Source organism: Hymenobacter sp. (assembly GCF_035709525.1).
GTDB lineage: Bacteria > Bacteroidota > Bacteroidia > Cytophagales > Hymenobacteraceae > Hymenobacter.
Map to the genome: position 1 here is coordinate 1 of NZ_DASTEP010000139.1, position 23682 is coordinate 23682.

Consider the following 23682-nt stretch of genomic DNA (forward strand, 5'->3'; position numbering starts at 1 on the left):
AGCGTTGCTGAGCAACGCCGCCCAGCAACGCTAAGACTCCAACTATTGCGTCTCTACACTTAATTAAGCAAAGGAAAACCCGGCAACCCGCACGCTAGCCCGCCAGTACGTGTTATTTGTATTGTGACCGACGCCCCCGCCCCGACTTCTGCGCCCCCGCTGCTCACCCGCGAGCAGGTGCTGCGCGCCCTGCGCCTCGTAGAGCGCGAAGGCCGCCAGCTGCCGCCCAGCACCGTGTATGAGCTGCTGTACCGAGGCCGGCGCTACCCGCCGCGCGCCGTAGCCGAGCTGGCCTACCGCCTCGCCCAGGCCGACCCTAAAATCCGCTGGCCCCACGCCGCCGGGCAGCCCACCAACGCCGCCCTCGAAGCCCTCGACTTCACCATCGTGGCCAAGCGCCCGGTGCTGGCCGCCGGCTCGGTGCAAGACCAAAGCCAGGCCGCCGAGCAGCAGGCCGAAAACCTCTACACCGGCCCGCCTACCCCCGAGCAAGCGACTGACACGGAGCCGGATGCCGTGGCCGAGCCCACAGCTGCCTATACCACCCCGCCGCCCGCGCCTTATACCGAAAAAGACGCTCTGGCCGAGCTGTTTATCTCAAAAGCGGAGCTAGATGCCGCGCTGGCGGGCCTGCGCCGCCGCCGCGCCCTGCTACTGCAAGGCCCGCCCGGCACCGGCAAAACCTTTCTGGCCCGCCGCCTGGCCTGGCTGCTGCTCGGCGCGCAAGACGAGCAGCGCATCGAGCTGGTGCAGTTTCACCCCAGCTACGGCTACGAAGACTTCGTGCTGGGCTTCCGGCCGGGGGCGGGCGGGCAGTTTGGCTTGGTCGAGGGCGTGCTGCCGCTGCTGTGCCAGCGCGCGGCCATTGACCCCGAGCGGCCGTATTTTCTGCTGATTGATGAGCTGAACCGGGGCAACGTGGCCCGCATTTTCGGCGAGCTGCTGGTGCTGCTGGAGCCCGCCCAGCGTGGCCCCGCCCACGCCCTGCGCCTGCCCTACGCCCCGCCCGACGCGCCGCTGTTTTTCGTGCCCGAAAACCTCTACGTCATCGGCACGCTCAACCTGGCCGACCGCTCGCTGGCCCCGCTCGACTACGCCCTGCGCCGCCGCTTTGCCTTCGTGACCATGCGCCCGCAGTTCGGCGGCACCTTGCAGCTGCTGCTGCACGAGGCCCAGGTGCCCGGCAAGCTCGCCGCCCACCTCACCGAGCGCATGGCCGAGCTCAACCAAGCCATCGCCGACGACCCCGAACTGGGCCCCGATTTTGAAATCGGCCACAGCTACTTCTGCGCCCCGCCCACTAATCCGAAAGAAGCCGCCGAATGGCTGCGCCTGATTTTCGAGCAGGAAATTGGTCCGCTGCTGGCTGACTACTGGCGCGAGCAGCCTGCCACGGCCGCCGCCCACCTGCGTCGGCTGTTGCAAGGGCTGTGAAAAAAGCTGGCCGTAGTCTTAGCCGCGCAGCGGCGCGACTGCCGGCCGACGAATGGGGGCAGTCTCCAGGCTGCCGGAGAAATGCGGCCCGGTAAGTAAGCAATCCGGCAGTCTGGAGACTGCCCCCGTCTGTCGGCCAGCAGTTACGCTCCACTTCGTTGCGCTAAACTGCGGCCAGCGGCTAGCGGCATAGCCTACCACCCGCTCCTGAAAAAGCCAGCCCGGCGCAGCCGGGCGTATCCGTTAAATCCTGAAAATCCGTTGGAATCTGCGGTCCCGATAGCCACGCTTTACTACCTGCTGTGCTATGCCTGGCAGCGCCTGCCCGCGCCCGCCGTGCTGCGCGCCACCGAGGCCACGCCCTTTCACCGGCCGCTCGAGCTGCTGACCCAGATGCTGCTGCACGCCACCCGCGAGCGGCTGCGCGCCGGCCTGCCGCTCACCTTCCAAACGCAAGAGGCCGAGTTGCGCGCGCTGCGGGGCCGCATCGAGCTGGCCCCCAGCCTAAGCCAGGGGCTACTACCGCAGGGCCGCGCCGTGTGCACCTACGACGAGCTGAGCGCCAACACCCCCCTGCACCAGCTGTTGCTGGGCACCGTGGCTGCCCTGGCCACGCACCGCGCCGTGCCCGTAGCGTTGCGCCGCGAGCTCAGCCAACTGCGCCGCCGCTTCCCGGCCGGGGTGGCGGCGCTGGTGCCCACGGCGGCCGTGTTTCCGGCGCTGCGCCGGCAGCGGCCGGGCGGCGAGGATGCCTTTTTGCTGCATTTGTGCGAGCTGATTTATGAAACGGCCCTGCCCGCGCCGGCCGAAAACAGCCCGCGCCGCTTCGTCGATTTTCGGCGCGACGAGCGCCTGATGGCCCGAATATTCGAGCAGGCGGTGCGCAACTTTTACCGCCGCGAGCAGCGCCAGTACCGCGTGTTTGCCGAAACCATAGCCTGGCAGGCCAATGCCCCAAAAGCGGAGGATATGGCCCTGCTGCCCACCATGCTCACCGATACCACCCTGGAAAGCTCGGCCCGCAAAATCATTCTTGATACCAAGTACTACGCCGCCGCCCTGCGCCCGCGCTACGACCAGCAGCGGCTTATCGCGCCGCACCTCTACCAGCTCTACGCCTACCTTCAAAACGTACAACCCGCTGCCGGCCAGCAGCTCGAAGGCATCTTACTCTACCCCGCCGCTACGGCGGCCGTGGATGTGCGCTACACGCTGGGCGGCCACCCGGTGCGTATCGTCACGCTCGACTTGCACCAGCCCTGGCCCGGCATCGCGGCCGATTTGCTGGCGCTGGTGCGGTAGGCTTTGGCCACTAAAAAAGGCCCGCGCAGTGCTGCGCAGGCCTTTTCGTTATAAAAACAACCGGGCCAGGCCCGGGCGTAATTACATTTTAGCTTTGGTGGTGTCGGTAGCCATTGCGCCTTCGGCAGGAGCAGCGGTGCCAGCAGCAGCGGTGTCGGTGCTCATGGTCGAGGTGGTCGACTCAGTAGCGGGGGTAGTGGTTTCGGTCGTGGTGGTCTCGGTGGTAGCGGGCTTCGACTCGCACGAGGTCAGGCCAACAGCGAGGAACAGAGCAGCAGCCGATACTTTCAACAGGTTAGTCATCTTGAGGTAAATTTGGGGAGGTGATTAATCGAAAATCTGCCCTTAATGCCGGAGCGGCCGCCAGGTAACCCAGCTCTGGCAAAAATATTTTTTAATTTTTTTCCTGGGTTACTAATGCCTGTTAGTTAGCATTAAGCCCCGAAGCGAATGAACATGGATAGCACCACGGCGCTGGCGGCCGATGCCCACCTTATCCGAGCCATCCAAGGTGGCGACGAGCGGGCCCTGAGCCAGCTCTACCGCCTGCACTGGCCCATGGTATCGCACTTTGTGCTGCAAAACAGTGGTACCGAGGACGATGCCCGCGACGTGTACCAGGAAGGCGTCATGGTATTTTATGAGAAGGTGCGCGAAGGCTCGCTAGAGCTCAGCTGCCAGATTAAAACCTACCTCTACGCCGTGTGCCGCCGCCTGTGGCTCAAGCGCCTCACCACCAAGAGCCGGCTGCACGGCGTGCGCCTGCTCGACGACGATGACTACGGCCCCTACCTCAACACGGGGGCCGAAGACGACCTCCACGAGGCCGAGGAGCGCGACCGGCGCTTCGCGACCATGAGCGAGGCGCTTACCCACCTGGGCGAGCCCTGCCGCTCGCTGCTGGAGGGCTTTTACCTGCTCGATAAGTCGATGCAGGACCTCACGGCGGAGCACGGCTACACCAACGCCGACACCGCCAAAACCCAGAAGTACAAGTGCCTCACGCGCTTGAAGAAGTTGTTTTTTGCCAGTTATAAAGAAGCTTAGTTTGGTGCTTAGTGCCTAGTTATTAGTGCTTAGTTGTTAGTCTTCACCGCTATCAATCAAGCACTAAGCACTAAGCACTAGCAGCCAAGCACTAATCAAGATGCAAACCGAAGCCGACTACTACGCGCTCTTTGAGGCTTACCAGCGCGGTGAGCTGGCCGCCGGCGCGCGCGCCGACCTGGAGGCGCGCCTCAGCGCCGACCCGCGCCTGAGCCAGCGCTACGCCGAGTTTGAGGAGCTCACCGGCACGCTGCGCGCCTACGCCGAGCGCCGCCGCACCCGCCAGCTGCTGGGCGGCCTGCACACGGCCATGCTGGCCGCCGAAGAGGCCCCGGCCGCGGCGGAAAAGCAGGTCGGTGGCCTGTCGGTTTCAGTAAACCCGCGCCTGAGCATCTCGCGCACCGAGCGCCGGCTGCGCGAGTTCTGGCACGGGCACCGCGCCACGATGGGCGTGGCTGCCTCGGTGGCTGTGATGGCGGTATTTAGTACACTATTGGGGCTCGATTTGTGGCGTGCTAATACTGCCGCGCCGGCCAGTAGCCTGCGGGAGTTGCGAGGTGAGGTGGCTCGCATTACACGCCGCACGGATGCGCTGACCCGGAAGGTGAATAATGTGGCTGGTACAACCGAGTCCGTAGCGCCAGTGCGCGTGAATAAATATAGCGGCACCGGCTTCGCGCTCACGGCCGATGGCTACCTGGTAACCAGCGCGCACGTTATCAAAGGTGCCGACTCGCTGCTGGTAGAAAGCCGCGACCACCAGCGCTACCACGCCGAAACGGTGTACGCCGACCGCAAGCACGACTTAGCTATTCTGCGGATTAAAGACCGCAATTTCAGGCCTTTTAATAAGTTGCCCTACACGTTTAAATCGGGGCAGGCCGACCTTGGCGAGCGCGTGTACACGCTGGGCTACCCCCGCGAAGACGTGGTGTATGGCGAAGGCGCGCTGAGTGCCCGCTCGGGCTACGACGGCGACACAGCCTTCTACCAGGTCAGCATTCCGCTGAACCCCGGCAACTCGGGTGGCCCGCTACTCGATGGGCAGGGCAACCTGATTGGGGTAGTGAGCAGCCGGCAGGACGACGTGCTGGGCGCGGCCTTCGCCACTAAGTCCTCCTACCTGGTGCGGCTCGTCGACTCGCTTAAAAACAAGCAGCCCGTGCAGGCCTACCACCTGCCCCGCACCAACCAGCTAGCCGGCACGGCCCGCCCGCAGCAGCTCAAGCGCCTGCAAGACTTTGTGTTCGTGGTAAAGGTCTACGAGTAAGAATTATCAACCTGCCTTCTGCAAAATGTAGTGAAAAGCCCCGCTAACCGGCGGGGCTTTTTTGTGGTTGGGCTACCCTTCGGGCCAAGGCAAGAAGCTCTTTAGATATGAGTTGATAAACTTAAGATAAAAATTTGATAATCAGTCATTAATATTTGATTTATAGGCTAATCTTAGGCCCTTGATGCCGCCCTGCTGCCTACGAAACGCAGAGCTTTCCTCTCAGCGCAATACAGCGGTGCTGACGGCGCCCGGGTGGGCGGTGGCCGCCCCGGTGCCTCCCGCCCCAAAAAACCAGCCGCTACGCTACTAAAAGGCTGCCCGCCGTTGGTGGCCGCACTACCTCTGGGGCTGCGACCAGGCGGCGCACCTGCTGCGGCGCTGTTTGCTTGGCCCCACGCGGGGCGAAATTCAAACCGCTTTCTCCTTCAACCTCAGGGCCCCGGCTACGCCCGCGCCGCCACTCTCCCGCCCGGTGGCCGGCCGCACCCTGGGCGCGGGCTCGCAGCAGGTGCCGCTCGGCCTGCGCGGGCTGGTGCCTGGGGCCTGCCACTGCACCGTGCGCGAGGGCCGCTGCCGCCGCTCGCCGCTGGTGGTGGTAGAGGAGGGGCAATGGGCAGCCAGCGGGCTAAATAGTTAGCTGAGCGGGAACATGGCCCGCCCGTTCCCGTACAATCGGCCGGCGGGAGCCGCTAGTAGCTGCCGCCCCAACCTCACCTTTTCATTCTTTCCTCCGATGGCCGACCAACTGCAACAAATCGAAAAAGTACTGCCCGAAGATATCGCCCGCACCTTCGAAGCGGCCGTAAATGTGTTTCAAGGCAAAACCGAGCACATGGACGACCTGCTCAAAAACGGCGGCACCCTGCTGCGCAAGGTATCCAAGAATTTCAGCTCGACCCAGCTCATCCTGGCCGTGGCCGCCCTGGCCGTGGTGTCGATAGTAGTAGTAAAGAAAGTAGCTGACGACGAGGCATAAGCCGCGTTTTTCGGCCCATAAAAAAGGCTCCTCATTCTAACGGAATGAGGAGCCTTTTTTATGGGCTTGTCATCGCGAGCGCAGCGAAGCAGCCGCACCCGAACGGAACCCGAACAGCGCGGCTGAACAGGTGCGATTGCTTCGCGCTACGCTCGCAATGACAGGTAAGCAGCTAAGGAGCAACTGGCGGGCCTGCCACGGCCGCCGCCACTACCGGCTGGGCCGGCAGCTGGCGCACCAGGCTGGCGATACTCTTAGCCTGGAGGCGGCGGCGCACGGTTTCGGCGGCCAGCCAGCTATCGAGCTGCCCGATGAGGACCCGGGTAAGCGCCTGGCCTTCCACTACTTCTTCGCGCAGCTCTACGGGCAGGGTGGGGTCGAGGGCCAGCAGGCGCTCGCGCAGGGCCTGGGCGCTTTGCGCGTCGGCAAAAGCGCCGGCCTGCACCAGAAAGCGGGCGGCGGGCCGCGCCACCAGCAGCGGGCTGCCGGGCAGGGTGTCGGGGGTAGCGCGGGCACTGGGGGCGGCTGGCAGGGCGGCGGGGCCGGCCGCCAGCGTGGCGGCCGCGAGGCTATCGGCGGCGCTGGGCAGCTCGTAGGTAGTGAAGGCGGCGGCCGGGGTAGGGTCGGCGGCCTGAATGGCGAGCAGGTTGGCGGGCGTGGCCGTGGGGCCGAGCGGCGTGGTGGCGGGCACTATCTGGGCCACTACATCGGCGGCACCCTGCGAGATAATGCCCAGCGGGCGGGCGGCCACTTCGGCCAGGTCAATGATGCGCTGGTGGCGAAACGGGCCGCGGTCGGACACGCGCACCACCACCGTTTTGCCGGTTTTAGCGTTGGTCACGCGCAGGCGGGTGCCGAAGGGCAGCGTCTTGTGGGCGCAGGTAAACTTAAAGCGGTTGAACCGCTCGCCGTTGCTGGTCCGCATACCTTGGTGCTCGCGGCCGTACCACGAGGCGCGGCCCCGCAGCACGACGCTGTACGAGGTAGCCGTAACGGTGGAAGTAGCCTTGTGCGTGCGCTGGGCGCGCGCCGCAGCGGGCATCGTTAACCCGCAGATTAGCAACAAATAAACACCTATAAAAAGAAGGGCAGAAGGCAGAAATGTAGTTCGCTTGAGCGTCATGCGCTTTTTGGGATGGTAACTAACCGAATGTAATACCCCCCTCCCGAAAAGCTGCTATTGCGCGCTGCTAACCTTGTTGTCAATTTATTAAAATTGTATTTTTTATATAAAACTTGCATTTAAGGTGAGTGAAGACTGGGTAATCAAGCTTGTTGAATAGCCGATTGTGTTTGTTAAAGGCAGTTTTAGCCCTATTATTGTATTATTCCGCTAGGTCAGTCATAATTAGATTTTGCGGCGGGTGCAAAATTTTGGCATTTAATCAAAAGTCGTGTTCAGAGCCGGGTTGCGTAAGTGCTATTTGTGTCGTATATGCCGGGCCGGTTTTCGGCGGGCGGGCGTACCTTCGCGCCATGGATTTTGGCCGCCTGCCCGACCTGCGCTACGTTGATTTTCGGCTACCTCCCGACCACCCCGACACGGCCCGCGTGCTAACCCGCGCCCAACCCACGGCCCCGGCCGCGCCGGGCCTCTACGTGGGCTGCCCCATCTGGACCAATAAGGAGTGGCTGGGCTCGTACTTCCCGCTGGGCGCGAAAGAGCCCGACTACCTGCACTATTACGCGCAGCAATTCAATAGCCTGGAGCTGAACACTACCCACTACCGCATCCCCGACGCGCCCACCGTGCGGCGCTGGCGCGCGGCCGTGGGGCCGGGCTTCCGGTTTTGCCCCAAGCTGCCGCGCAGCATCAGCCACGAGCGCGAGCTGTATAATGTTGATTCGCTGGCGCTCACCTTCACCCGCGCCATCGCGGAGCTGGACGACCGCCTGGGGCCGTGCTTTTTGCAACTGCCGCCGCACTTCGGCCCCGAAAGCCTGCCGCGCCTCGAGCGCTTCCTGCTCGACTGGCCCGCCGACATCCCGCTGGCCGTGGAGCTGCGCCACCCGCGCTGGTTTGCCGACCGCGTGCTGGCCGACAGCGTCTTCGCCACTCTCGAGGCCCTCAATAAAACGCTGGTCATCACCGACGTAGCCGGCCGGCGCGACGTGCTGCCCCAGCGCCTCACCACGCCCGTGGCGTTCCTGCGCTTCAACGGCCACGGCCTGGTAGCCAGCGACTTTCAGCGCGCCGACGAGTGGGCTGCCCGCCTGGCCGACTGGTACGCGCAGGGTTTGCACGCCGCGTATGTGTTTATTCACCAGAAAGATGTGCGCCACGCGCCCATCTGGGCGCAGCACTTTCTGGGCCGCGTGCACGCGCTCACGGGCTTTCCCATTCAGCCGCCCCGGCCCATCCCGCAGGTGGTGCAGGGCAGCTTGTTTTAGGCTTGGAGGCTGCTGGCCACGCCCGTCATGCTGAGCGAAGCGCAGCGGAGTCGAAGCATCTCTTTAGCAAAGTAATTCCTGACGCTAGCAATGTAGCGATAGAGATGCTTCGACTCCGCTGCGCTCCGCCCAGTATGACGGGCGTCAACCAGTACTCTTGCTACCGAAACTTCCCCTGCGGGTCGGGCATTTTCTCTTTGAGGTCGCCTATCAGGTTGAAATCCAGGCTACTCATGTTGAGGGCCTGGCCTTTGTGCACGGCTTCCCAGGCGCCGGCGTAGTCTTCCTGCTCGTAGCGGATGCGGGCCTGGGTTTGCCAGGCGTCGGCGTTGTTAGGGTCGGCCAGTAGGGCGCGCTGCACGTAGCCGGCGGCCTCGGTCAGGTCTTTCTTTTTCTTGGTGAGGGCGTAGCGGTCGGCGGCCGTGGTGGCGGCGTCGGTGAGCAGGTAGGCGTTGGTGGGGGCCACGGCCAGGCCTTGCAGCAGCAGGGTTTGCACCTCGGTGGCGGGGGCTTTGCGCTGGCTCAGCAGCACGGCCAGGCCGCGGTAGGCGTCGGCATTCTGGGGGTCGAGCACCCAGGCCAGGTTGAAGCGCACGGCCGCCGTGTCGGGCTGGTGTTCAATCAGATACTCAAACCCCTTGGTGCTGAAAAACTTGCTGGCCTCGGCCCGCGACGCAAAGCTGCGGTCGATGTCGGCCAGCACGGCCGGGCCCACAAACTGCTGCGCCTGCGCCGGACTGGCCCCGCCATACAGCGGCAGCAGGCGCGAGGCGCTGGTGAGCTCGACGGGCGCGGCGTCTTTTTTCTTGCGCTGGGCCTGGGCGGGCCGGCTGTTGGCAAAAGTGAGCAGGGCGATAAAAGCCGCGCCCAGCAGGGGGCGCGCAGAAACCATCGAAAAAGCCACGGGGAAGAAAGTAAATAAGAGCCGCTAAAACTGCTACAGGCGGGCAGTCAGCAAAAATAACGTTTTGCCGGCTTTGCCCGCGCTGCTACTTAGCCAAACCGCTAGCTGCCGGCCGGCGTAGGTGAAGCCGCCGCCGCCAAGCTAAACAGGTGGCTTCGACAATAAGTATGCGCTATTTCCGCCTGCTGGCGCTGCCGCCGCTGGGGCTGCTTTTGGCCGCCGCCGTAGTGCTGCTGGCCACTGAGTGGGCCGTGGCCCGCGCCAGCCGCCGCGTGGCCGATGTGGCCTACGTGCCCGCCTCGGCTCCCGATTTTGACGCCCAGCGCCATCGGCTCGACGTGTATGAGCCCACTGCCCGCGCGGCTGCGCCGCGCCCGGTGGTGCTGTTCATCCACGGCGGCAGCTGGAACAGCGGCAGCAAAGACGACTTTATGTACAAAGCTATCGGCCGCCGATTGGCCAAAAACGGCTTTGTGGGCGTGGTCATCAGCTACCGGCTGAGCCCGCAGGTGCGCGTGCCGCAGCAGGCCGACGACTGCGCCCGCGCCCTGGCCTGGGCGGTGAATCACATAAAAGAATACGGCGGCGACCCGGCGCGCATCGTGCTCATGGGCCACTCGGCGGGCGGCGGGCTGGCCGCGCTGCTCGCTACCGGCTCCGACACGCTACTCGCCCGCCACGGCTTGCCTCGCACGGCCGCCCACGGCGTGCTGCTCGACGACCCCGCTGGCCTCGACATGCTCGACTACCTCACCAAAATGCAGTACGAAGGCGACGCGCAGTATTTAATTCCCTTCACCAAAAGCCCGGCCGTGTGGCGGCAGGCCTCGGCGCTCTACCACCTGCGGGCCGGCGCGCCGCCCTACAGTGTTTACATCGGCGGCGACACCTACCCGAGCATCAAGGAAAGCAGCGCGCGGTTTCGGCAGCGGCTGGCGCAACTGGGGCCGGCGCCCCGCTACACGGTGCTGCCCGGCAAGAAGCACGTGGGCATGGTGACGCAGCTTTTTTGGGCTGATAACCAATTATATAAAGAGTTGCATCGGCTGGCGCAGTGAGCAGCGCAGGCTACTGAATGCGCAGGGAAATGGGCATCGTAAAGCTCACCTTAACGGGCCGGCCATCTTGCTGGCCCGGTGTAAAGCGCTTGAGCTGGTAAACGGCTTGCATGGCGTTGGCGTCGACCGAGGGAAACAGCGATTGTATCATGTGCACATCGGTCACGGTGCCCTGCTCCGTCACGCTGAAGGCCACCAGCACCCGGCCCTCTACCTTGGCCTTCAGGGCATCTTTCGGATACTTAAAATTGCGCATCATTGCCCGGATGATGGCCTGCGGGCCGCCATCGCCTTCCGGGTAGCGGGGCATTACTTCGTAGGCAAAAAACGGCACTGGCTTGCCATCGGCTGCAAAGCACTCGCCGCCGCTGCTGAGGCCCGTGGCCGCAAACTGCTCGCGGCGCTTGAGCTGCCCGCTGGGGTAGTAGGTGCGCAGCTCGCCGGTGCGGCGGCCGTTGGTGAACTCGGCGTGCGTGGTAAGCTGGCCGCTTTTGGTGAAGGTTTCGGTTATGCCGTTGGGTAGCTGCTTGGCTACGTGCGCCAGTTCTTCGCGGCTTTGCAGCTGGCCGTTGCTGAGGTAGTAGTCGCGCACCTCGCCGGCCGTGCTATCGCGCCACTGGGTTTCGCGCCGGTACATGGCCCCGGTGGCCGAGGGCAGCACCGCGAAGGTCGAATCCAGAAACTCTTTTTTCAGGGGTGGCACGGTTTGCTGGGCGGCTGCTTCGCTCAAGCCAAAACCCAGGCACAGCAGGCCGCTTACTATGTAGTTGTATTTCATGCTCAAAAATAAGCTGCCCATTGAGTTGCGAGCCGGCCTATCATGCCTTTGCTCAAGACGATGCCTTCTACTGCCCGCCTGGATACTTCACGCCCATATTCTGAAACAGAAACGCCCATTTGTCAGCCTGCTCGCTGATGACTTGGGCCGTAGAGCGCCCTGAGCCGTGGCCGGCGTTGGGCTCGACGCGCAGGAGCACCGGAGCCGCCCCGAGCTGGGTTTCTTGCAAGCGCGCGGCAAACTTGAAGGAGTGTGCTGGTACCACCCGGTCGTCGTGGTCGGCGGTTGTGATGAGCGTAGCCGGATAGCTGGCGGGCTTGAGGGCGTGGTAGGGCGAATACTGGTAGAGGTAGCGGAACATCTCGGGCGAGTCTTGGGCGGTGCCGTATTCGCTGGTCCAGCCCGCTCCGCTCGTAAACTGCTGGTAGCGTAGCATATCCAGCACGCCCACGGCCGGAAAGGCAACCTTGAACAGGTCGGGCCGCTGGCTAAGCGTAGCGCCCACGAGCAAGCCGCCGTTCGAGGCGCCTGAGCCGGCAAGGTAGTCGGCAGAAGTGTAGCGGTTCTGGATAAGCCATTCAGCCGCCGCGATGTAGTCGTTGAACACCGTCTGCTTTTTGAGCTTGGTGCCGGCCAAGTGCCAGTTTTCGCCGTACTCGCCGCCGCCGCGCAAGCTGGGCACGGCGTAAATGCCGCCGTTTTCCAGCAAAATAATATTCGAGGTGCTGAATTGCGGCGTGACATTCACCCCGAAACCCCCGTAGGCGTGCAGCAACGTAGGGTTTTTACCGTTCAGAACCAGCCCCTTTTTGTAAGTGAGTACCATCGGGATACGCGTGCCATCCTTCGAGCGATAGAAGATGAGCTTTGACTCGTACTTGCTTGGGTTGAAGCGGATAGGCGGAATTTTATACAGCACCGATTCGCCGGCTGAAATACTGTATTTGAAGATGGTGGGTGGCAGCGTGTAGGAGGTGAAGGTGTAGTAGATTTCCTTTTGGCTGGGTTTGCCGCTAAAGCCACTAACCGCACCTATTTGCGGCAGGGAAATAGTGCGCTCAAGATATCCCTCCAAGGAGTACTGCTCTACCTTGGAAGTAGCCCCAGCCGAGTGAATAGCGAATAATTTTCCGCCGGCCATTCTCACGTCACCAACGTTCTGATTGCTCGCAATCAGCACATTCCAGTGGTCTGGCCCAGGGTTATTGCTAGTCGTGACCACGACCTGAAACTTGGGCGCTACGCCAAGATTGGTCACTATGTACAGCAGCTTGCCAACATTCCCTATGATGCGATGGGTGCTGCTCTCAGTGGCTACTACGTTCAGGATGCTGCTGCCAGGCTTGGTTAAGTCTTGCACGTAGAGCTTGTTACCGGTAGTCGTGTTGGATGCCGTTATTACCAGGAAGCGCTCGTCGTCGGTGAGATGCGCCCCGATGTAGCGGTGCGGGTTTTGCTCGCCGCCAAAGACGAGTTTGTCGCTGCTTTGGGCCGTGCCTAGCTGGTGGTAGTAAAGCTTGTGAAACTGGGTTTTGTCGGTTAGCCGGTAGCCAGTCGTGGGCCGGTCGTAGCTGCTGTAGTAAAAGCCTGCGGTGCCTTGCCAGGCCAGCGTCGAAAACTTGACGTGCTGAAGCGTATCGCCCACCACGGTCTTGTCGGCGGTGCGCACCACCAGGGCTTTGTGCCAGTCAGAGCCACTTTCCGCAAGCTGGTAGGCCGCCAGGCTCCCGTCGTGCGTAAAACTGATGCCCGCGAGCGAAGTAGTGCCATCCTTTGAGAACGTGCCGGGGTCTAAAAAAACCTCCGGCGCGGCGTCTCCCAACTGCCGGTATAGCACGCCCTGGCTTTGCAGGCCAGTATTCTTATAGAAGTAGGTATACTCACCGTGCTTGGTAGGGGCCGAGTAGCGCTCATAATCCCAGAGCTTGGTGAGGCGGTCGTGAATAGCTGCCCGGCACGGAATAGCAGCCAGGTACTGCTGAGTTGCCTGGTTCTCGGCCTGCACCCACCGCTTGGTATCGGCTGCCTGGTCGTCTTCGAGCCAGCGATACGGGTCGGCTACCTTGGTTCCGAAATAGGTGGTTACGGTATCTACCTTCCGGGCTTGGGGATAAGCTATTGGCGCTGAGGCAGGCATAAGCTGTCCATTGGCATAGCTGCTAGCGAAAAACAAAGTTGAGACTAGGAGCAAGTGCTTTTCCATAGATAGTCGTAGCGCACAGAACAACAGGCGCTACAAAATAAAACTATCCTCTCGCTAAAACAGGCTGCCCTGCCGGGCGGGCCGCTCAAAGTCGAGCAGCCACTTTTTGCGCATCAGCCCGCCCGCGTAGCCGGTGAGCGAGCCATCGGCACCTACCACCCGGTGGCAGGGCCACACGATGGCCAGCGGATTCTGCCCATTGGCCGCGCCCACGGCGCGCACCGATTTGGGGTTGTTCAGCAGCCGGGCAATGTCGAGGTACGACGCCGTGCGCCCGTGCGCGATGCCGGCCAGCGCCGCCCACACCTGCCGCTGAAACCCGGTGCCGACGAGCGGCGCACACGCCAGGCTGAACTCGCGCAGCTCGCCACTAAAGTAGGCTTGTAGCTGGCGCATTGGCTCTTGCAGGCACGACGCCACGTCGGCCGGGGCCGTGGGAGCCACGTCTTCGTGGTCGAGAAAACGCACCGCGTGCAAGCCGGCATCGGAGCCGCTGAGCGCCAGCATGCCGAGCGGCGAGTAGAGGTAGGCCAGGGCGTCCATTGGTGGGTTTTCGGGTGAGCGAATGAGTGAATGAGCCCGTCATGCTGAGCGGAGCGCAGCGCAGTCGAAGCATCTCTACTTCAATAGTAACTCCTAATGCCGACAACGAAGCGATAGAGATGCTTCGACTGCGCAGCGCTCAGCATGACAGTACCATCCACTCATCCACGCATCCACTCATCCACGCATCCACGCATCCACGCATCCACGCATCCAAAACCCCACTTACCCAATCGCCAGGGCGGGCTTGCGGTCGAGCACCTGGGCCACGGTAGCCTGGGCAGCGCGCAGGCCTTCGGCGCTGGGCTCGTGCAAGATGCGCTGGGGCGGGCCGTCGGGGTGCAGGGCCGCATCCCAGAGGCCCGAGTGGTGCCAGTTGTCAAGGAAGTCCCAGTCGGGGCGGTCGATGATAGGGTAGAGGCACACGCCCAGCAGCGGAATGCCCTGCTGCAGGGCCGCCGCGCACTCGCGGCCTATCATGCGCAGCCACAGCGGCCGGTCGATGCCGGGGTGGCTGGTTTCGGTGAGGGCGATGGGGCGATTGTAGCGGCGGTGGGCTTCTTTGAACAAGTCGCGCAGCGGGCGCAGGCGCGGGTCGGGGTGCGGGTCGTTCCAGCCCAGGCGCTGGCCGGTGGTTACATCCCACTGGTTGTCATAGTAGTAATTAAAGCCCATGATGTCCAGAAACTCGGGACGGCCGCCCAGCTCGGGGCTCACGCGCCCGGCCAGGATGTCGGTGGCCTGGTACTGCCACTCGTGGTGCTGCTTGGCATCGCGCCGCTGCTGGGGCGTGGCATTATGCGGGGGCACGATGTTCACGAGCGGCTCGGTGGTGAGGATGCGGATGCCGGGGTCGGCCTCGCGCAGCGCCACCACGCCCTCGATGTAGGCGCGCATGAGGGCGTATTTCACTTCCCAGCCCAGGCGCACGCCGTAGGGCGAGGTAGCGCGCACCTCGCCGCCGGCCCAGCTCAAAAAGCTTACCTCATTGATGGGCGTAACCACGAGCACGCCCTCGGGCCGCTCGGAGCGGTAGAAGTTCACGAAGGCCCGGCACAGCGCTGCAAAGCGCCGCGCAAACATGGGGTGCAGGGGCGTAAGGTCGTCGGGGAAGCCGAAGTGGCACATGTCCCACACCTGCTGAATGCCGTGGCGCTGGCCGGCGTCGAGCATCGTTTTCACGGTGCTCCAGTCGTAGTGGTAGGGCGTTTTTTCGATGTGCGCCCACCGAATGCCCTCGCGCACGGTTTTCACCCCAAACTGATGGAGGTCGGTGTAGTCCTCATCCAGCAGCTGCAAATGGCCGGTGAGCGGCAAAAAATCGACCCGGTTGCCGAAGCAGTTGAGCTGGTCGGTGCATTCGTAGCCGCCCCACCAAAATGATTTAAAAGGCGTAGTGTTCAGGTGTGCGGTCATGGGGGAGTAGTCTGGTTGTTAGGTGTTTTCTATTGTCATGCTGAGCGCAGCGCAGCGGAGTCGAAGCATCTCTGTTGCACCGTTGTTAGCGCCAGAAGTTACTATGCGAAAGAGATGCTTCGACTGCGCTGCGCTCAGCATGACGGAAGGGATTACTCCCGGCCAGTCAGCGATTTGGCTTCGATAAAAATGCGCCGAAACTCGGGGTGCTCGGCCCGAATGGCGTCCTGCACGGCCTCAATGGCGTTCTCAACCTGCGTGGCCGTGAGGTGGTCGTCGAAGTCCACATCGAGGGCCAGCATCACGTCGTCGGGGGCAAGGTACATAGTGAGCGGCGGGCGCACCCGCGTCACGCCGGGCGTGCGGCGGGCCAGCTCCTGCACCTGCTGGGCGGTGGCGTCGCTCACGCCTTCGCCCGTCAGCAGGTCTTTGGTGCGCGATACAAGTAGCACGGCCACGCCCATTAGCAGCAGGCCGATGATGATGGACGCCCCGCCGTCGAAAAACGGATTGTTGAGCGCGTGGCCAAAATAAACGCCCAGCAGCGCGATGAGCAGGCCCGCCACGGCGGCCGCATTCTCGAGCACCGAGGCAAACACGGCCGGGTCGCGGCTGGTGCGTAGCGTGCGCCAGAAGCTCACACCGGGCGCTTGCTTTTCGAGCAGCGCGCGCAGCGCAAGAAATAGCGCGGCGCCTTCAAACAGTATCGACAAGCCCAGCACGATGTAGTTCCACTTGGCATCGGTGAGCGGCTCGGGGTGCTCCAGGTGCTTGATGCCTTCGTAAAATGACATGCCGCCGCCAATGGCGAAGATGAGCACGGCCACTATCAAGGCCCAGAAGTACAGCTCCTTGCCGTGGCCGAATGGGTGCTTGGCGTCGGCTGGGCGCTGGCTGCGGCTCATGCCGTAGAGCAGCAGGCCGCCGTTGCCGGTATCGACCAGCGAGTGGATGCCCTCGGAGAGCATGGCCGACGAGCCAGTGATGTAGGCGGCCACAAATTTGGAAACGGCGATGGCCACGTTGGCCGCGATGCCGCCGTAGAGCGAGAGCTTGGAAGAGGAGGATGCTGACATGCTAAGCCCGCGTGTACGGCGCCGGCCCGCCGGGGTTAGGCCAGACCAGGCGAAATATAAATCCGGCAATACCTGATTGCACATTATTAGCAACTACTTTGCATGAGGATTTTGTGATTTAGAACCCGTGCCATGCGCTACCTGCTGCTCTTAAGCTGGCTACTGCTCGGCGGAAGCTGGGCCGTAGCGCAGGCCGCCCCGCCCCGGCTCGATACCCTGCGCCTGAGCTACGCCGAGTACGACCCGGCGGCCCGGTTTTTCAGCTACTGCTTTGATGAAAGCCGCCCGCCCGCCACGGCCGGCCGGGCGGCGAGCCTGTGGGCGGCGGGACGCTTCCGGCCCCTGCCCCGGCAAGACCTGCTGCAAGCCGGCTACCAGCCCGGCCGGCTGTGGCTGCGCGTGGCGGCGGTGAATACGCTGCCGCAACGCACGCATTTTCTGTGGAATGTCTACTCCTTCGTGGATAGCGCCACGCTGTATGTGCAGCCCGGTGGGCGCGGGCCGCTCCGGTGGGTAGGCGCGGCCAGCAGCTGGGCGGTAGCCACGCAGCGGCCGTTTCCGGCGCGGGTGCTGTGTTTGCCGTTCTGGCTGGGGGGCGGCGAGCGGGCCGTGTACTACCTGCGCGTCGAAAACCGCTGCGCCAACTGGCTGCTGTTTACCGACATCACCACCACCGAGGGCTTTCTGCGCTACGAGCAAGACTACCTGGGCTTTACGTATTGGAACTGGCTACTGGGGCTGTACCTGGGCAGCGCCCTGGTCAACGGCGTGCTCTATCTCTTTCTGCGCGACCGCATTCTGCTTTGGTACGGGGCCTACGTGGTGAGCATTACTTGGGTGCTGCTGATGGAAGAAAACCTCGATGCCGTGCTGTTGCCGCAGGCCGCGTATGCGGCGGGCTGGCAGCTAGGGCAGTTTGGGCTGCTGCTGCTGGCGCAGGGCTGCGGGCTGCGCATCCTGGCCTTGTTTGTGCGGCTGCGGCAGGGCTGGCCCCGGCTGCACCGCCTCAGCCAATGGCTTAGCAACGGGGCCATTGCCTACGCGGGGTTGTATTTTGTAGTAGCGCGCTGGGCCGGGCCGGCGGCGCTGGCCGGGCTGATGGCCGGCCGCGCGGTGCTGCTGTGGGGGCTGCTGCTGGCGGGGGCCGGCACGCTGGCGGCCGTGGTGGGGCGGGGCCGCCCGGCCCAGCGCCAGCTGGCGGCGCTGTACGCGGGCACCTACCTGCTGTTTGGGTGGGGCGCGGTCGAACTGATGCTCAACTACTCGGGCCTGGTGTATATCGATTTCATCAAGCCCAACTCGCTGGCCTGGTGCCTGGTAGCCGAGCTGATACTGCTGAGTGCCCTACTCACCGAGCGCTTTCGGCGGGCCCTGCGCCAGGCCGCCGAGCAGCGCCTGCGCCGCCTGCGCGAGCACGAGGCTACCAGCCGCCGCCTCATCGCGGCCCAGGACGAGGAGCGTGAGGCCCTGGCCCGCGAGCTGCACGATGTCCTGGCCCCCGGCCTCACGGCCCTGCACCTGGCCTGGCAGGGCCGGCTGGTGCGCCAGGCGCTGGCCCTGGCTCCGCCGCTGCTGGCCGACACCCACGCCCAAACCGAAGCCCTGCTGCGCCAACTGCGCCACGAGGTGCGCGCCTTCAGCCAGGTGCTGCTGCCCCACGCCAGCGGCGAGCCGCCGCCCCTGCCCGAAGCCCTGGCCTTGCTCACCGAAACCCTGAGCCTGGCCGGCGAGGGCCCGTGCATCGAGTGCCAGTGCGAAGCCGCCGCCGCCGGGGTGCCGCTGGCCACCCAGCAGGCGGCCTACCGCATCGTGGCCGAACTGCTGCACAATGCCTTGCGCCACGCCCAGGCCCAGCGGGTGCGCGTGGAGGTGCACCGTATGCCCACCGCCCTCTACCTGCTGGTGGCCGACGATGGCCGGGGCTTCGACCCGCACGGCCCGCCGCCGCGCAGCGGCGGCCTGGGCTTGCGCGGCGTGCGCGCCCGTGCCGGCTACCTGCGCGGCCAGGTGCAGGTAGTGAGCCAGCCCGGCCAGGGCACCCGCGTCGAGGTCGAGCTGCCGCTGTAAAATGCTGGCTGTGAAATACGCTACGTAATAGTTTTTGCATGGCTAGCCCACTGGCTGCCACCTTCTTTCTCACTACACCTGTCTGCTACAATGCCCGTTTGCCGTCTGCTCCTCGTTGATGACCACCCGGCCCTGATGCGCGGGCTGGCCGCCCTGCTCGCTCAGGAGCCCGACCTGGCGGTGGTGGGGCTATTCGCCAGCGGCAACGAGCTGCGGCACTTGCTGGACGCTACCCCCGAGCCCCCGGCCGACGTGCTGCTGCTCGACCTGCACCTGCCGCCCCCGCACGATGGCCTGCGCCTGCTGCCGCACCTGCGGCGGCGGTGGCCCGCCCTGCGGGTACTGGTGTTCAGCAGCGCCGCCTCGCCCCCACTGGTCGAGCAGGTGGCGCAGGCCGGGGCCCACGGCTTCGTGGAGAAGTTGGCCGAAGCCGACGAGCTGCTGGCTGCCATTCGGGCGGTGTATGCCGGGCAGTTGGTGTTTCCGGCCCGGCGGCGCGTGCCGCCCGCCGAGGCCGCTGCCCCGCCCGCGCCCGGCACCGAGGCCGCCGAGGCGCTATTGCGGCTGCACCAACTCTCGGCCCGCGAGCGCGAAATCGTGGGCCTCGTGCGCGAAGGGCTCTCCACGCGCGAAATCGCGGCCCGCCTCTCGCTAGCCGAGCTCACCGTGGGCACGCACCGCCGCAACATCATGCACAAGCTGGGGGTGCATGGCGTGGCTGGGCTCGTGCGCTTCGCGCACGAGCAGGGGCTGTGATAATTTTATTGACTAGAAGTATTTTTTGCATCCGTAGATTCTGGCTTGAAAACATTAAATCCAACACCTGCGGCTAGCCAAGCTTTCCTATTATACTTCCAGGAATCACTACCTTCCCCTAAAAAATCAGCACCTATAAGTAACCCTATTTGCAATCTATTCCATTGATAGAGGGATGCAAACGAAAGCGTGATAGCTGCTCTGTCGACGGTTTCGGTTGCTGTGCTATTCTTAGGAGTTAGTGCTACCGAAGTAATACCAAGTCCTAATAAGAAAGAAGCTGTATGCTTTTGTTCGTGAGCTAGGTTAAAGGCGATTCCGCCCATTCCACTAAAAGTAATATCTTTCGTGAAATCTCCTGTTGTAGGCCTGAATTTAAAAGGCATAACAACTGCACCGGCGACCGGGCTGACTAGTGCTACGAGAGGAGTAGCACTTATGGCGAGTATATCAGACGAGATGAGAAAATAACGCTCAATTCCTGTGGTTGGGTCGTAATTATATGAGTAGTAATTGCTATCTAGAATGGAATCTAAGGTAGTTGAAGGGAGTGGCTTTTCGTTAATTAAAAACTCTGTTGTATTATCGGCTAAGTAAAGCTTGCCGTTTTTTGAGCGCAAATTATCAGGGACTTTTATTTCAGGAATACTCCAGTCCCAAAACTGAATTATATAGTTGCTTTTTGAGTCTTTAATAGGCCTTGTAATAGTAAACCTAGCACCCACCGGTAAGGAAACAGGGGCTCTGCCAGCAAGCTCGTTGCCCTTGCTATCGCATTCTTGTAAAATAGTATATGCTTTGAGTTGATAAGTTAGAGGCAGAGAACTAGTTGCTTGGCATAGTCCTTTTAAGCAAGCTATGCTAGCTAATAATAAAATCAGAAGGCATGTTTTGGTTGTTGCAGCGCTCATGCTGGTGGGTAGATTAGTTGATAAGAAAAAAAATCCAGTACAAATCACTGAATATTTTCTTTTCCGCAAATCAGTGCCATTACTGAAAAATTCCCATCAACTATTTGCTAAAAAAGCAATCGGCTCCATAGCAGAAAACCCCAAAAAACCATCAATTAAGATGGTTTTTTGGGGTTTTCTGCTATGGAGCCGATTATTGGACTCGAACCAACGACCTGCTCATTACGAATGAGCTGCTCTACCAGCTGAGCTAAATCGGCATTCTCAGCCACCGCCTGGTGCCGGTGGGGCTGCAAAGATAACACGCCGCGCTGAAGCCATGCAATAGCCCGGCAAATTTTACGCAACTTCCCCGCGCCCCGCCCGTCTGACTAAGCCTGCGGCTACTTGGCCGCGCCGCCCTGCCATGTCCCTGTTACGCTCCCTCGCCGCCGGCTTCGCCGGCGCCATCGCCCTCAATGCGCTGCACGAAACCGTGCGCCGCCTGCGCCCGCAAGATGCCCCGCGCATGGACCTGCTCGGCGAGCGCGGCCTGCGCCAGCTACTAGCCAAAGCCGATGCCCCGCAGCCCAACGACCAGCAGGCTTACCTGCTCACGCTGGCCGGCGACGTGCTCAGCAACAGCTTGTACTACAGCTTTGTGGGTAATGACAAGCGCAGCCCGCGCCGGGGCTTGGCCTTGGGCGTGGCGGCCGGGGTGGGCGGCGTGCTGCTACCCGGCCCGCTGGGCCTGGGCACCGCCCCCAGCAACCGTACGCCCCAAACGCAGGCCATGACGGTGGCCTGGTACACCATTGGCGGGCTGGTGGCCGGCGCGGTGGCCAAGGCGCTGCGTTGAAGAGGTGTTGGGTGTTGGGTATTATGTATTGAGTGTTGGGTATTAGGTGTTGAGTAGTTTCCGAATACCTTTTCTAAACACCCAACACCCAACACCCAACACCCAACACCCAACACCCAACACCTACTGGCTGAGGCTATTGCCTTCGGTTCCGACGATTAGCGTGGCCGGCCGGCCCACTACCAGCGCCCGGTTGTCGGCCTCGTGGCCCACCGGAAAGTTGTAGCCTACCGGAAAACTGTAGCGCCGGGCATAGTGGTCGATAATCTCGTAGGCCTCCTGGCCGAAAGGGATGGCGTTGTCGCGCATCTGTGAGAAGTGGCCCACTACCAGCCCGGCCAGGCCTGCCAGCTGCCCGCTGCGGTGCAGGTGCAGCAGCATGCGGTCGACGTGGTAGAGGTATTCATCCAGGTCTTCGAGAAATAAAATGCGGCCCGCGAAGCTGGCTTGCGAGCGGGTACCGGTGCTGGTTTGCAGCAGGCTCAGATTGCCGCCCACCAGCTCGCCGGTGGCGGTGCCGGGGCGATTGAGCGGGTGCGCAGGTGCTTCGTAGGAAATTGACTCTCCGAATAATACACTCCGCAAGCTGCTCAGTGCCAGCTCGCCGCCGGCCTGCCCGAAGGCGAAAGGCATCACGCCGTGGATGCTCTGGTAGCCGAGTTGCAGCAGGTGCCCGTTGAGCACCGTGATGTCGGAGAAGCCGGCCACCCACTTAGGCGCGCGGGCAAAGCCGCTGAAATCCAGCTCATCAAGCAGGCGGGCGGTGCCGTAGCCGCCGCGCGCGCAGAAGATGGCCCGGATGGCCGGGTCGTCGAGCTGGCGCTGCAAGTCGCGGCGGCGCAGCTCATCGTCGCCGGCAAACTGGTGGGCGGCGGCCCCGATGCTTTCGCCCAGCACCACTTCCAGGCCCCAGGCGGCGAGGATGTGAGTAGCGGCCTCAACCTCGGCGGGGCTGACTTTGCGGGCCGTGGCCACGATGGCCACGCGCTGGCCGGGCTGGAGAAAAGGGGGGGCGATGGCGGGCATAAGCAGGCGGCCGGCACTAGCGCCGGCCCGTGGCCGCAAAGAAACGGCCGCGCCCGCTCAACCCCGGCCGCCGGGGCTACGTTGGCAGGCGTAGAGGCAGTAGCGCGAACTACAAAGTTCGCGCTACTGCCTCTACGCCGAGTGGCCTTGGTTGCCTGAGTTAATGCCTTCTTGTTATATCAATAGCTTCACTATGAGCTCACTTCTTCGCTTCGCAACATTCCTGCTGCTACTCGCCAGCGCCGGCCGCGCCGTGGCCCAGCTTGCGCCCATCGACACGGCGCGGGGGCGCTACTACCAGCCGGTTTTTACCAATGTCACGGTCACGAGCAACGTCACCTACGGCTCGGCCGTCACCTACACTGGCACCACCCAAGCGCTGCTCATGGACGTGTACCAGCCCACCGGCGACACCGTGAGCCGCCGGCCGCTCATTGTGTTTGCCCACGGCGGCGGTTTTCTTTTTGGTATGAAGACCGATGCATATCCGGTGGCGTTTTGTACGCGGCTGGCGCGGCTGGGCTACGTGGTGGCCAGCATCGAGTATCGCCTGGGCTTTCCGCTCACGGGTTTTCCGGTGGCGCTCACCGATACGGCGGGCATCGCGCAGGCCGCCATTCGGGGCGGGCACGACATGAAAGCGGCCATCCGCTTTTTCCGCCAGAATGCCGCCACCAGTAAAACCTACCGCGTGCACCCCAACTACGTGATTGCGGCGGGCTCATCGGCCGGGGCCTTCGCGGCCCTCGAAGTGGGCTACCTCGACAAAGCCAGCGAGGTGCCCGCCTACGTGAACCTCGCTTCGCTCGGTGGCATCGAAGGCAATAGCGGCACCCCCGGCTACAGCAGCGCCGTGATGGCCGTGCTCAACCTGAGCGGGGCCACCGAAAACCCTTCCGTAATAGAAGCCGGCAATGCGCCCCTGTGCAGCGCCCACGGCACCGCCGACGCCACCGTGCCCTACCTGCAAGGCAAAATCGGCGTGGGCCTGCCACCCAAATACGTGTACGGCAGCGGCCGCCTCAACCCCCGCGCTACCGCGCTGGGTATCACCAACGTGCTGCGCCGCTTCAGCAAGGCCGGCCACGTGCCTTTCGAAACCAACGGCGCCTACGCCGACACTACCTTCTGGACTATCCGCGACTTTCTGCGCCCGCTGCTGCGCCGCGCCGGCGTGGCCCTGGCCGCCCGCACCGGCACCCGCGCCAGCGCCGTGCAAGCCTACCCCAACCCCGCCCAGGAAGCCGTGCAACTGGCCCTGCCCGCCGACTGGGCGCAGCTCGGCGAGGCCGAGCTGCTCGACGTGGCCGGCCGCGTGGTGCGCCTCTTCCGCCCGCAGGCGCAGACTACGCCGCTGGTGCGCGGCGCGCTGCCAGCCGGGATTTATGCGGTGCGCTTTGCGGGGCAAGTGCCGGTGCGCGTAGTATTTGAGTGAGGGTAGGGGCCTGCGGTTTCCTTCGCAGGCAGATTTATAACGCTTATCAAGCAGTTGTTTAGAAAACGTGACAGCCACCCTTCACGGGAAGGGTACGCTTATGGCAGAGCGGATTTATACGCTGGGCAAATACCGGATTAATTGTCAGTAATTCTGCAACAAGAGCCCTATCTGCGGCTGCACTGCCTCGTGAACGGGGAACCCTACTGCGACTCTAGGGATAGACACCCATAATACAGGAAATTCCT

General features: G+C 63.1%; 22 protein-coding genes and 1 tRNA gene. 12 read left to right on the forward strand and 11 right to left on the reverse strand.

Translation table 11 applies throughout. The annotated features are described in order from the left end of the window. Positions 1-123: 123 nt before the first annotated feature. Together VFO93_RS12220 and VFO93_RS12225 are read left to right on the forward strand one after the other, a co-directional pair. Positions 124-1434, forward strand: coding sequence for an AAA family ATPase (locus VFO93_RS12220; RefSeq protein ID WP_325134654.1), 1311 nt, complete (start codon positions 124-126; stop codon positions 1432-1434). Positions 1435-1695: 261 nt separating this feature from the next. Continuing rightward, a complete protein-coding gene (locus VFO93_RS12225) occupies positions 1696-2736 on the forward strand; it encodes a 5-methylcytosine restriction system specificity protein McrC (RefSeq protein ID WP_325134655.1) in 1041 nt (346 codons plus the stop codon). Positions 2737-2817: 81 nt separating this feature from the next. Here the strand turns inward: VFO93_RS12225 and VFO93_RS12230 are convergent, their stop codons facing one another. After that, entirely contained in the window at positions 2818-3039 is a 222-nt protein-coding gene (locus VFO93_RS12230) for a hypothetical protein (protein ID WP_325134656.1), read from the reverse strand. Between the two features lie 153 nt (positions 3040-3192). Here VFO93_RS12230 and VFO93_RS12235 point away from each other — a divergent pair, with 153 nt between their 5' ends. The 4 genes from VFO93_RS12235 to VFO93_RS12250 all read left to right on the forward strand — a co-directional run bounded on the left by VFO93_RS12235 (position 3193) and on the right by VFO93_RS12250 (position 6032). Then, the gene (locus tag VFO93_RS12235) at positions 3193-3783 is read left to right on the forward strand and encodes a sigma-70 family RNA polymerase sigma factor (RefSeq protein WP_325134657.1); all 591 of its coding nucleotides are present in this window, start codon (positions 3193-3195) and stop codon (positions 3781-3783) included. 100 nt (positions 3784-3883) lie between these two features. Then, a complete protein-coding gene (locus tag VFO93_RS12240; protein ID WP_325134658.1) occupies positions 3884-5053 on the forward strand; it encodes a serine protease in 1170 nt (389 codons plus the stop codon). A 475-nt stretch (positions 5054-5528) separates the two neighbouring features. After that, the gene (locus VFO93_RS12245) at positions 5529-5693 is read left to right on the forward strand and encodes a hypothetical protein (RefSeq protein WP_325134659.1); all 165 of its coding nucleotides are present in this window, start codon (positions 5529-5531) and stop codon (positions 5691-5693) included. Positions 5694-5789: 96 nt separating this feature from the next. Then, entirely contained in the window at positions 5790-6032 is a 243-nt protein-coding gene (locus VFO93_RS12250; protein ID WP_325134660.1) for a hypothetical protein, read from the forward strand. A 172-nt stretch (positions 6033-6204) separates the two neighbouring features. Here VFO93_RS12250 and VFO93_RS12255 read toward each other — a convergent pair whose 3' ends face one another. After that, positions 6205-7074, reverse strand: coding sequence for a septal ring lytic transglycosylase RlpA family protein (locus VFO93_RS12255; RefSeq protein WP_325134661.1), 870 nt, complete (start codon positions 7072-7074; stop codon positions 6205-6207). A 434-nt stretch (positions 7075-7508) separates the two neighbouring features. On the opposite strand from VFO93_RS12255, the gene VFO93_RS12260 reads away from it, so the two are divergent. Continuing rightward, positions 7509-8423 carry a DUF72 domain-containing protein gene (locus tag VFO93_RS12260; protein ID WP_325134662.1) on the forward strand — a complete coding sequence of 305 codons (915 nt, stop codon included), beginning with the start codon at positions 7509-7511 and terminating at the stop codon, positions 8421-8423. A 160-nt stretch (positions 8424-8583) separates the two neighbouring features. On the opposite strand, the gene VFO93_RS12265 is transcribed toward VFO93_RS12260, so the two are convergent. After that, positions 8584-9327, reverse strand: coding sequence for a hypothetical protein (locus VFO93_RS12265; protein WP_325134663.1), 744 nt, complete (start codon positions 9325-9327; stop codon positions 8584-8586). 167 nt (positions 9328-9494) lie between these two features. On the opposite strand from VFO93_RS12265, the gene VFO93_RS12270 reads away from it, so the two are divergent. Then, positions 9495-10385 (forward strand): alpha/beta hydrolase, encoded by an 891-nt coding sequence (locus tag VFO93_RS12270; protein ID WP_325134664.1) that lies wholly within the window; start codon positions 9495-9497, stop codon positions 10383-10385. Between the two features lie 10 nt (positions 10386-10395). On the opposite strand, the gene VFO93_RS12275 is transcribed toward VFO93_RS12270, so the two are convergent. The 5 genes from VFO93_RS12275 to VFO93_RS12295 form a co-directional block, all read right to left on the reverse strand. After that, a complete protein-coding gene (locus VFO93_RS12275) occupies positions 10396-11163 on the reverse strand; it encodes a TonB family protein (RefSeq protein ID WP_325134665.1) in 768 nt (255 codons plus the stop codon). 67 nt (positions 11164-11230) lie between these two features. Next, positions 11231-13300: a prolyl oligopeptidase family serine peptidase gene (locus VFO93_RS12280; protein ID WP_325134666.1), complete on the reverse strand. Its 2070-nt coding sequence runs from the start codon at positions 13298-13300 to the stop codon at positions 11231-11233. A 120-nt stretch (positions 13301-13420) separates the two neighbouring features. Then, positions 13421-13909, reverse strand: coding sequence for a methylated-DNA--[protein]-cysteine S-methyltransferase (locus tag VFO93_RS12285; protein ID WP_325134667.1), 489 nt, complete (start codon positions 13907-13909; stop codon positions 13421-13423). 225 nt (positions 13910-14134) lie between these two features. Then, the gene (locus VFO93_RS12290; protein ID WP_325134668.1) at positions 14135-15325 is read right to left on the reverse strand and encodes an amine oxidase; all 1191 of its coding nucleotides are present in this window, start codon (positions 15323-15325) and stop codon (positions 14135-14137) included. 152 nt (positions 15326-15477) lie between these two features. Further along, positions 15478-16401, reverse strand: coding sequence for a cation diffusion facilitator family transporter (locus VFO93_RS12295; RefSeq protein WP_325134669.1), 924 nt, complete (start codon positions 16399-16401; stop codon positions 15478-15480). 132 nt (positions 16402-16533) lie between these two features. Here VFO93_RS12295 and VFO93_RS12300 point away from each other — a divergent pair, with 132 nt between their 5' ends. Further along, positions 16534-18468, forward strand: a complete 1935-nt coding sequence (locus VFO93_RS12300; RefSeq protein ID WP_325134670.1) for a sensor histidine kinase — start codon at positions 16534-16536, stop codon at positions 18466-18468. A 90-nt stretch (positions 18469-18558) separates the two neighbouring features. Then, on the forward strand, positions 18559-19224 hold the full coding sequence (locus VFO93_RS12305) for a response regulator transcription factor (protein WP_325134671.1): 666 nt from the start codon (positions 18559-18561) through the stop codon (positions 19222-19224). Between the two features lie 5 nt (positions 19225-19229). Here VFO93_RS12305 and VFO93_RS12310 read toward each other — a convergent pair whose 3' ends face one another. Next, a complete protein-coding gene (locus VFO93_RS12310) occupies positions 19230-20135 on the reverse strand; it encodes a hypothetical protein (protein WP_325134672.1) in 906 nt (301 codons plus the stop codon). Between the two features lie 184 nt (positions 20136-20319). Next, a tRNA-Thr gene (locus VFO93_RS12315) sits at positions 20320-20395 on the reverse strand. Positions 20396-20541: 146 nt separating this feature from the next. On the opposite strand from VFO93_RS12315, the gene VFO93_RS12320 reads away from it, so the two are divergent. Continuing rightward, on the forward strand, positions 20542-20973 hold the full coding sequence (locus VFO93_RS12320) for a hypothetical protein (protein ID WP_325134673.1): 432 nt from the start codon (positions 20542-20544) through the stop codon (positions 20971-20973). Positions 20974-21096: 123 nt separating this feature from the next. On the opposite strand, the gene VFO93_RS12325 is transcribed toward VFO93_RS12320, so the two are convergent. Further along, a complete protein-coding gene (locus VFO93_RS12325) occupies positions 21097-21999 on the reverse strand; it encodes an LD-carboxypeptidase (protein ID WP_325134674.1) in 903 nt (300 codons plus the stop codon). A 193-nt stretch (positions 22000-22192) separates the two neighbouring features. Here VFO93_RS12325 and VFO93_RS12330 point away from each other — a divergent pair, with 193 nt between their 5' ends. Continuing rightward, positions 22193-23434, forward strand: coding sequence for a carboxylesterase family protein (locus VFO93_RS12330; RefSeq protein WP_325134675.1), 1242 nt, complete (start codon positions 22193-22195; stop codon positions 23432-23434). Positions 23435-23682 lie beyond the last annotated feature (248 nt).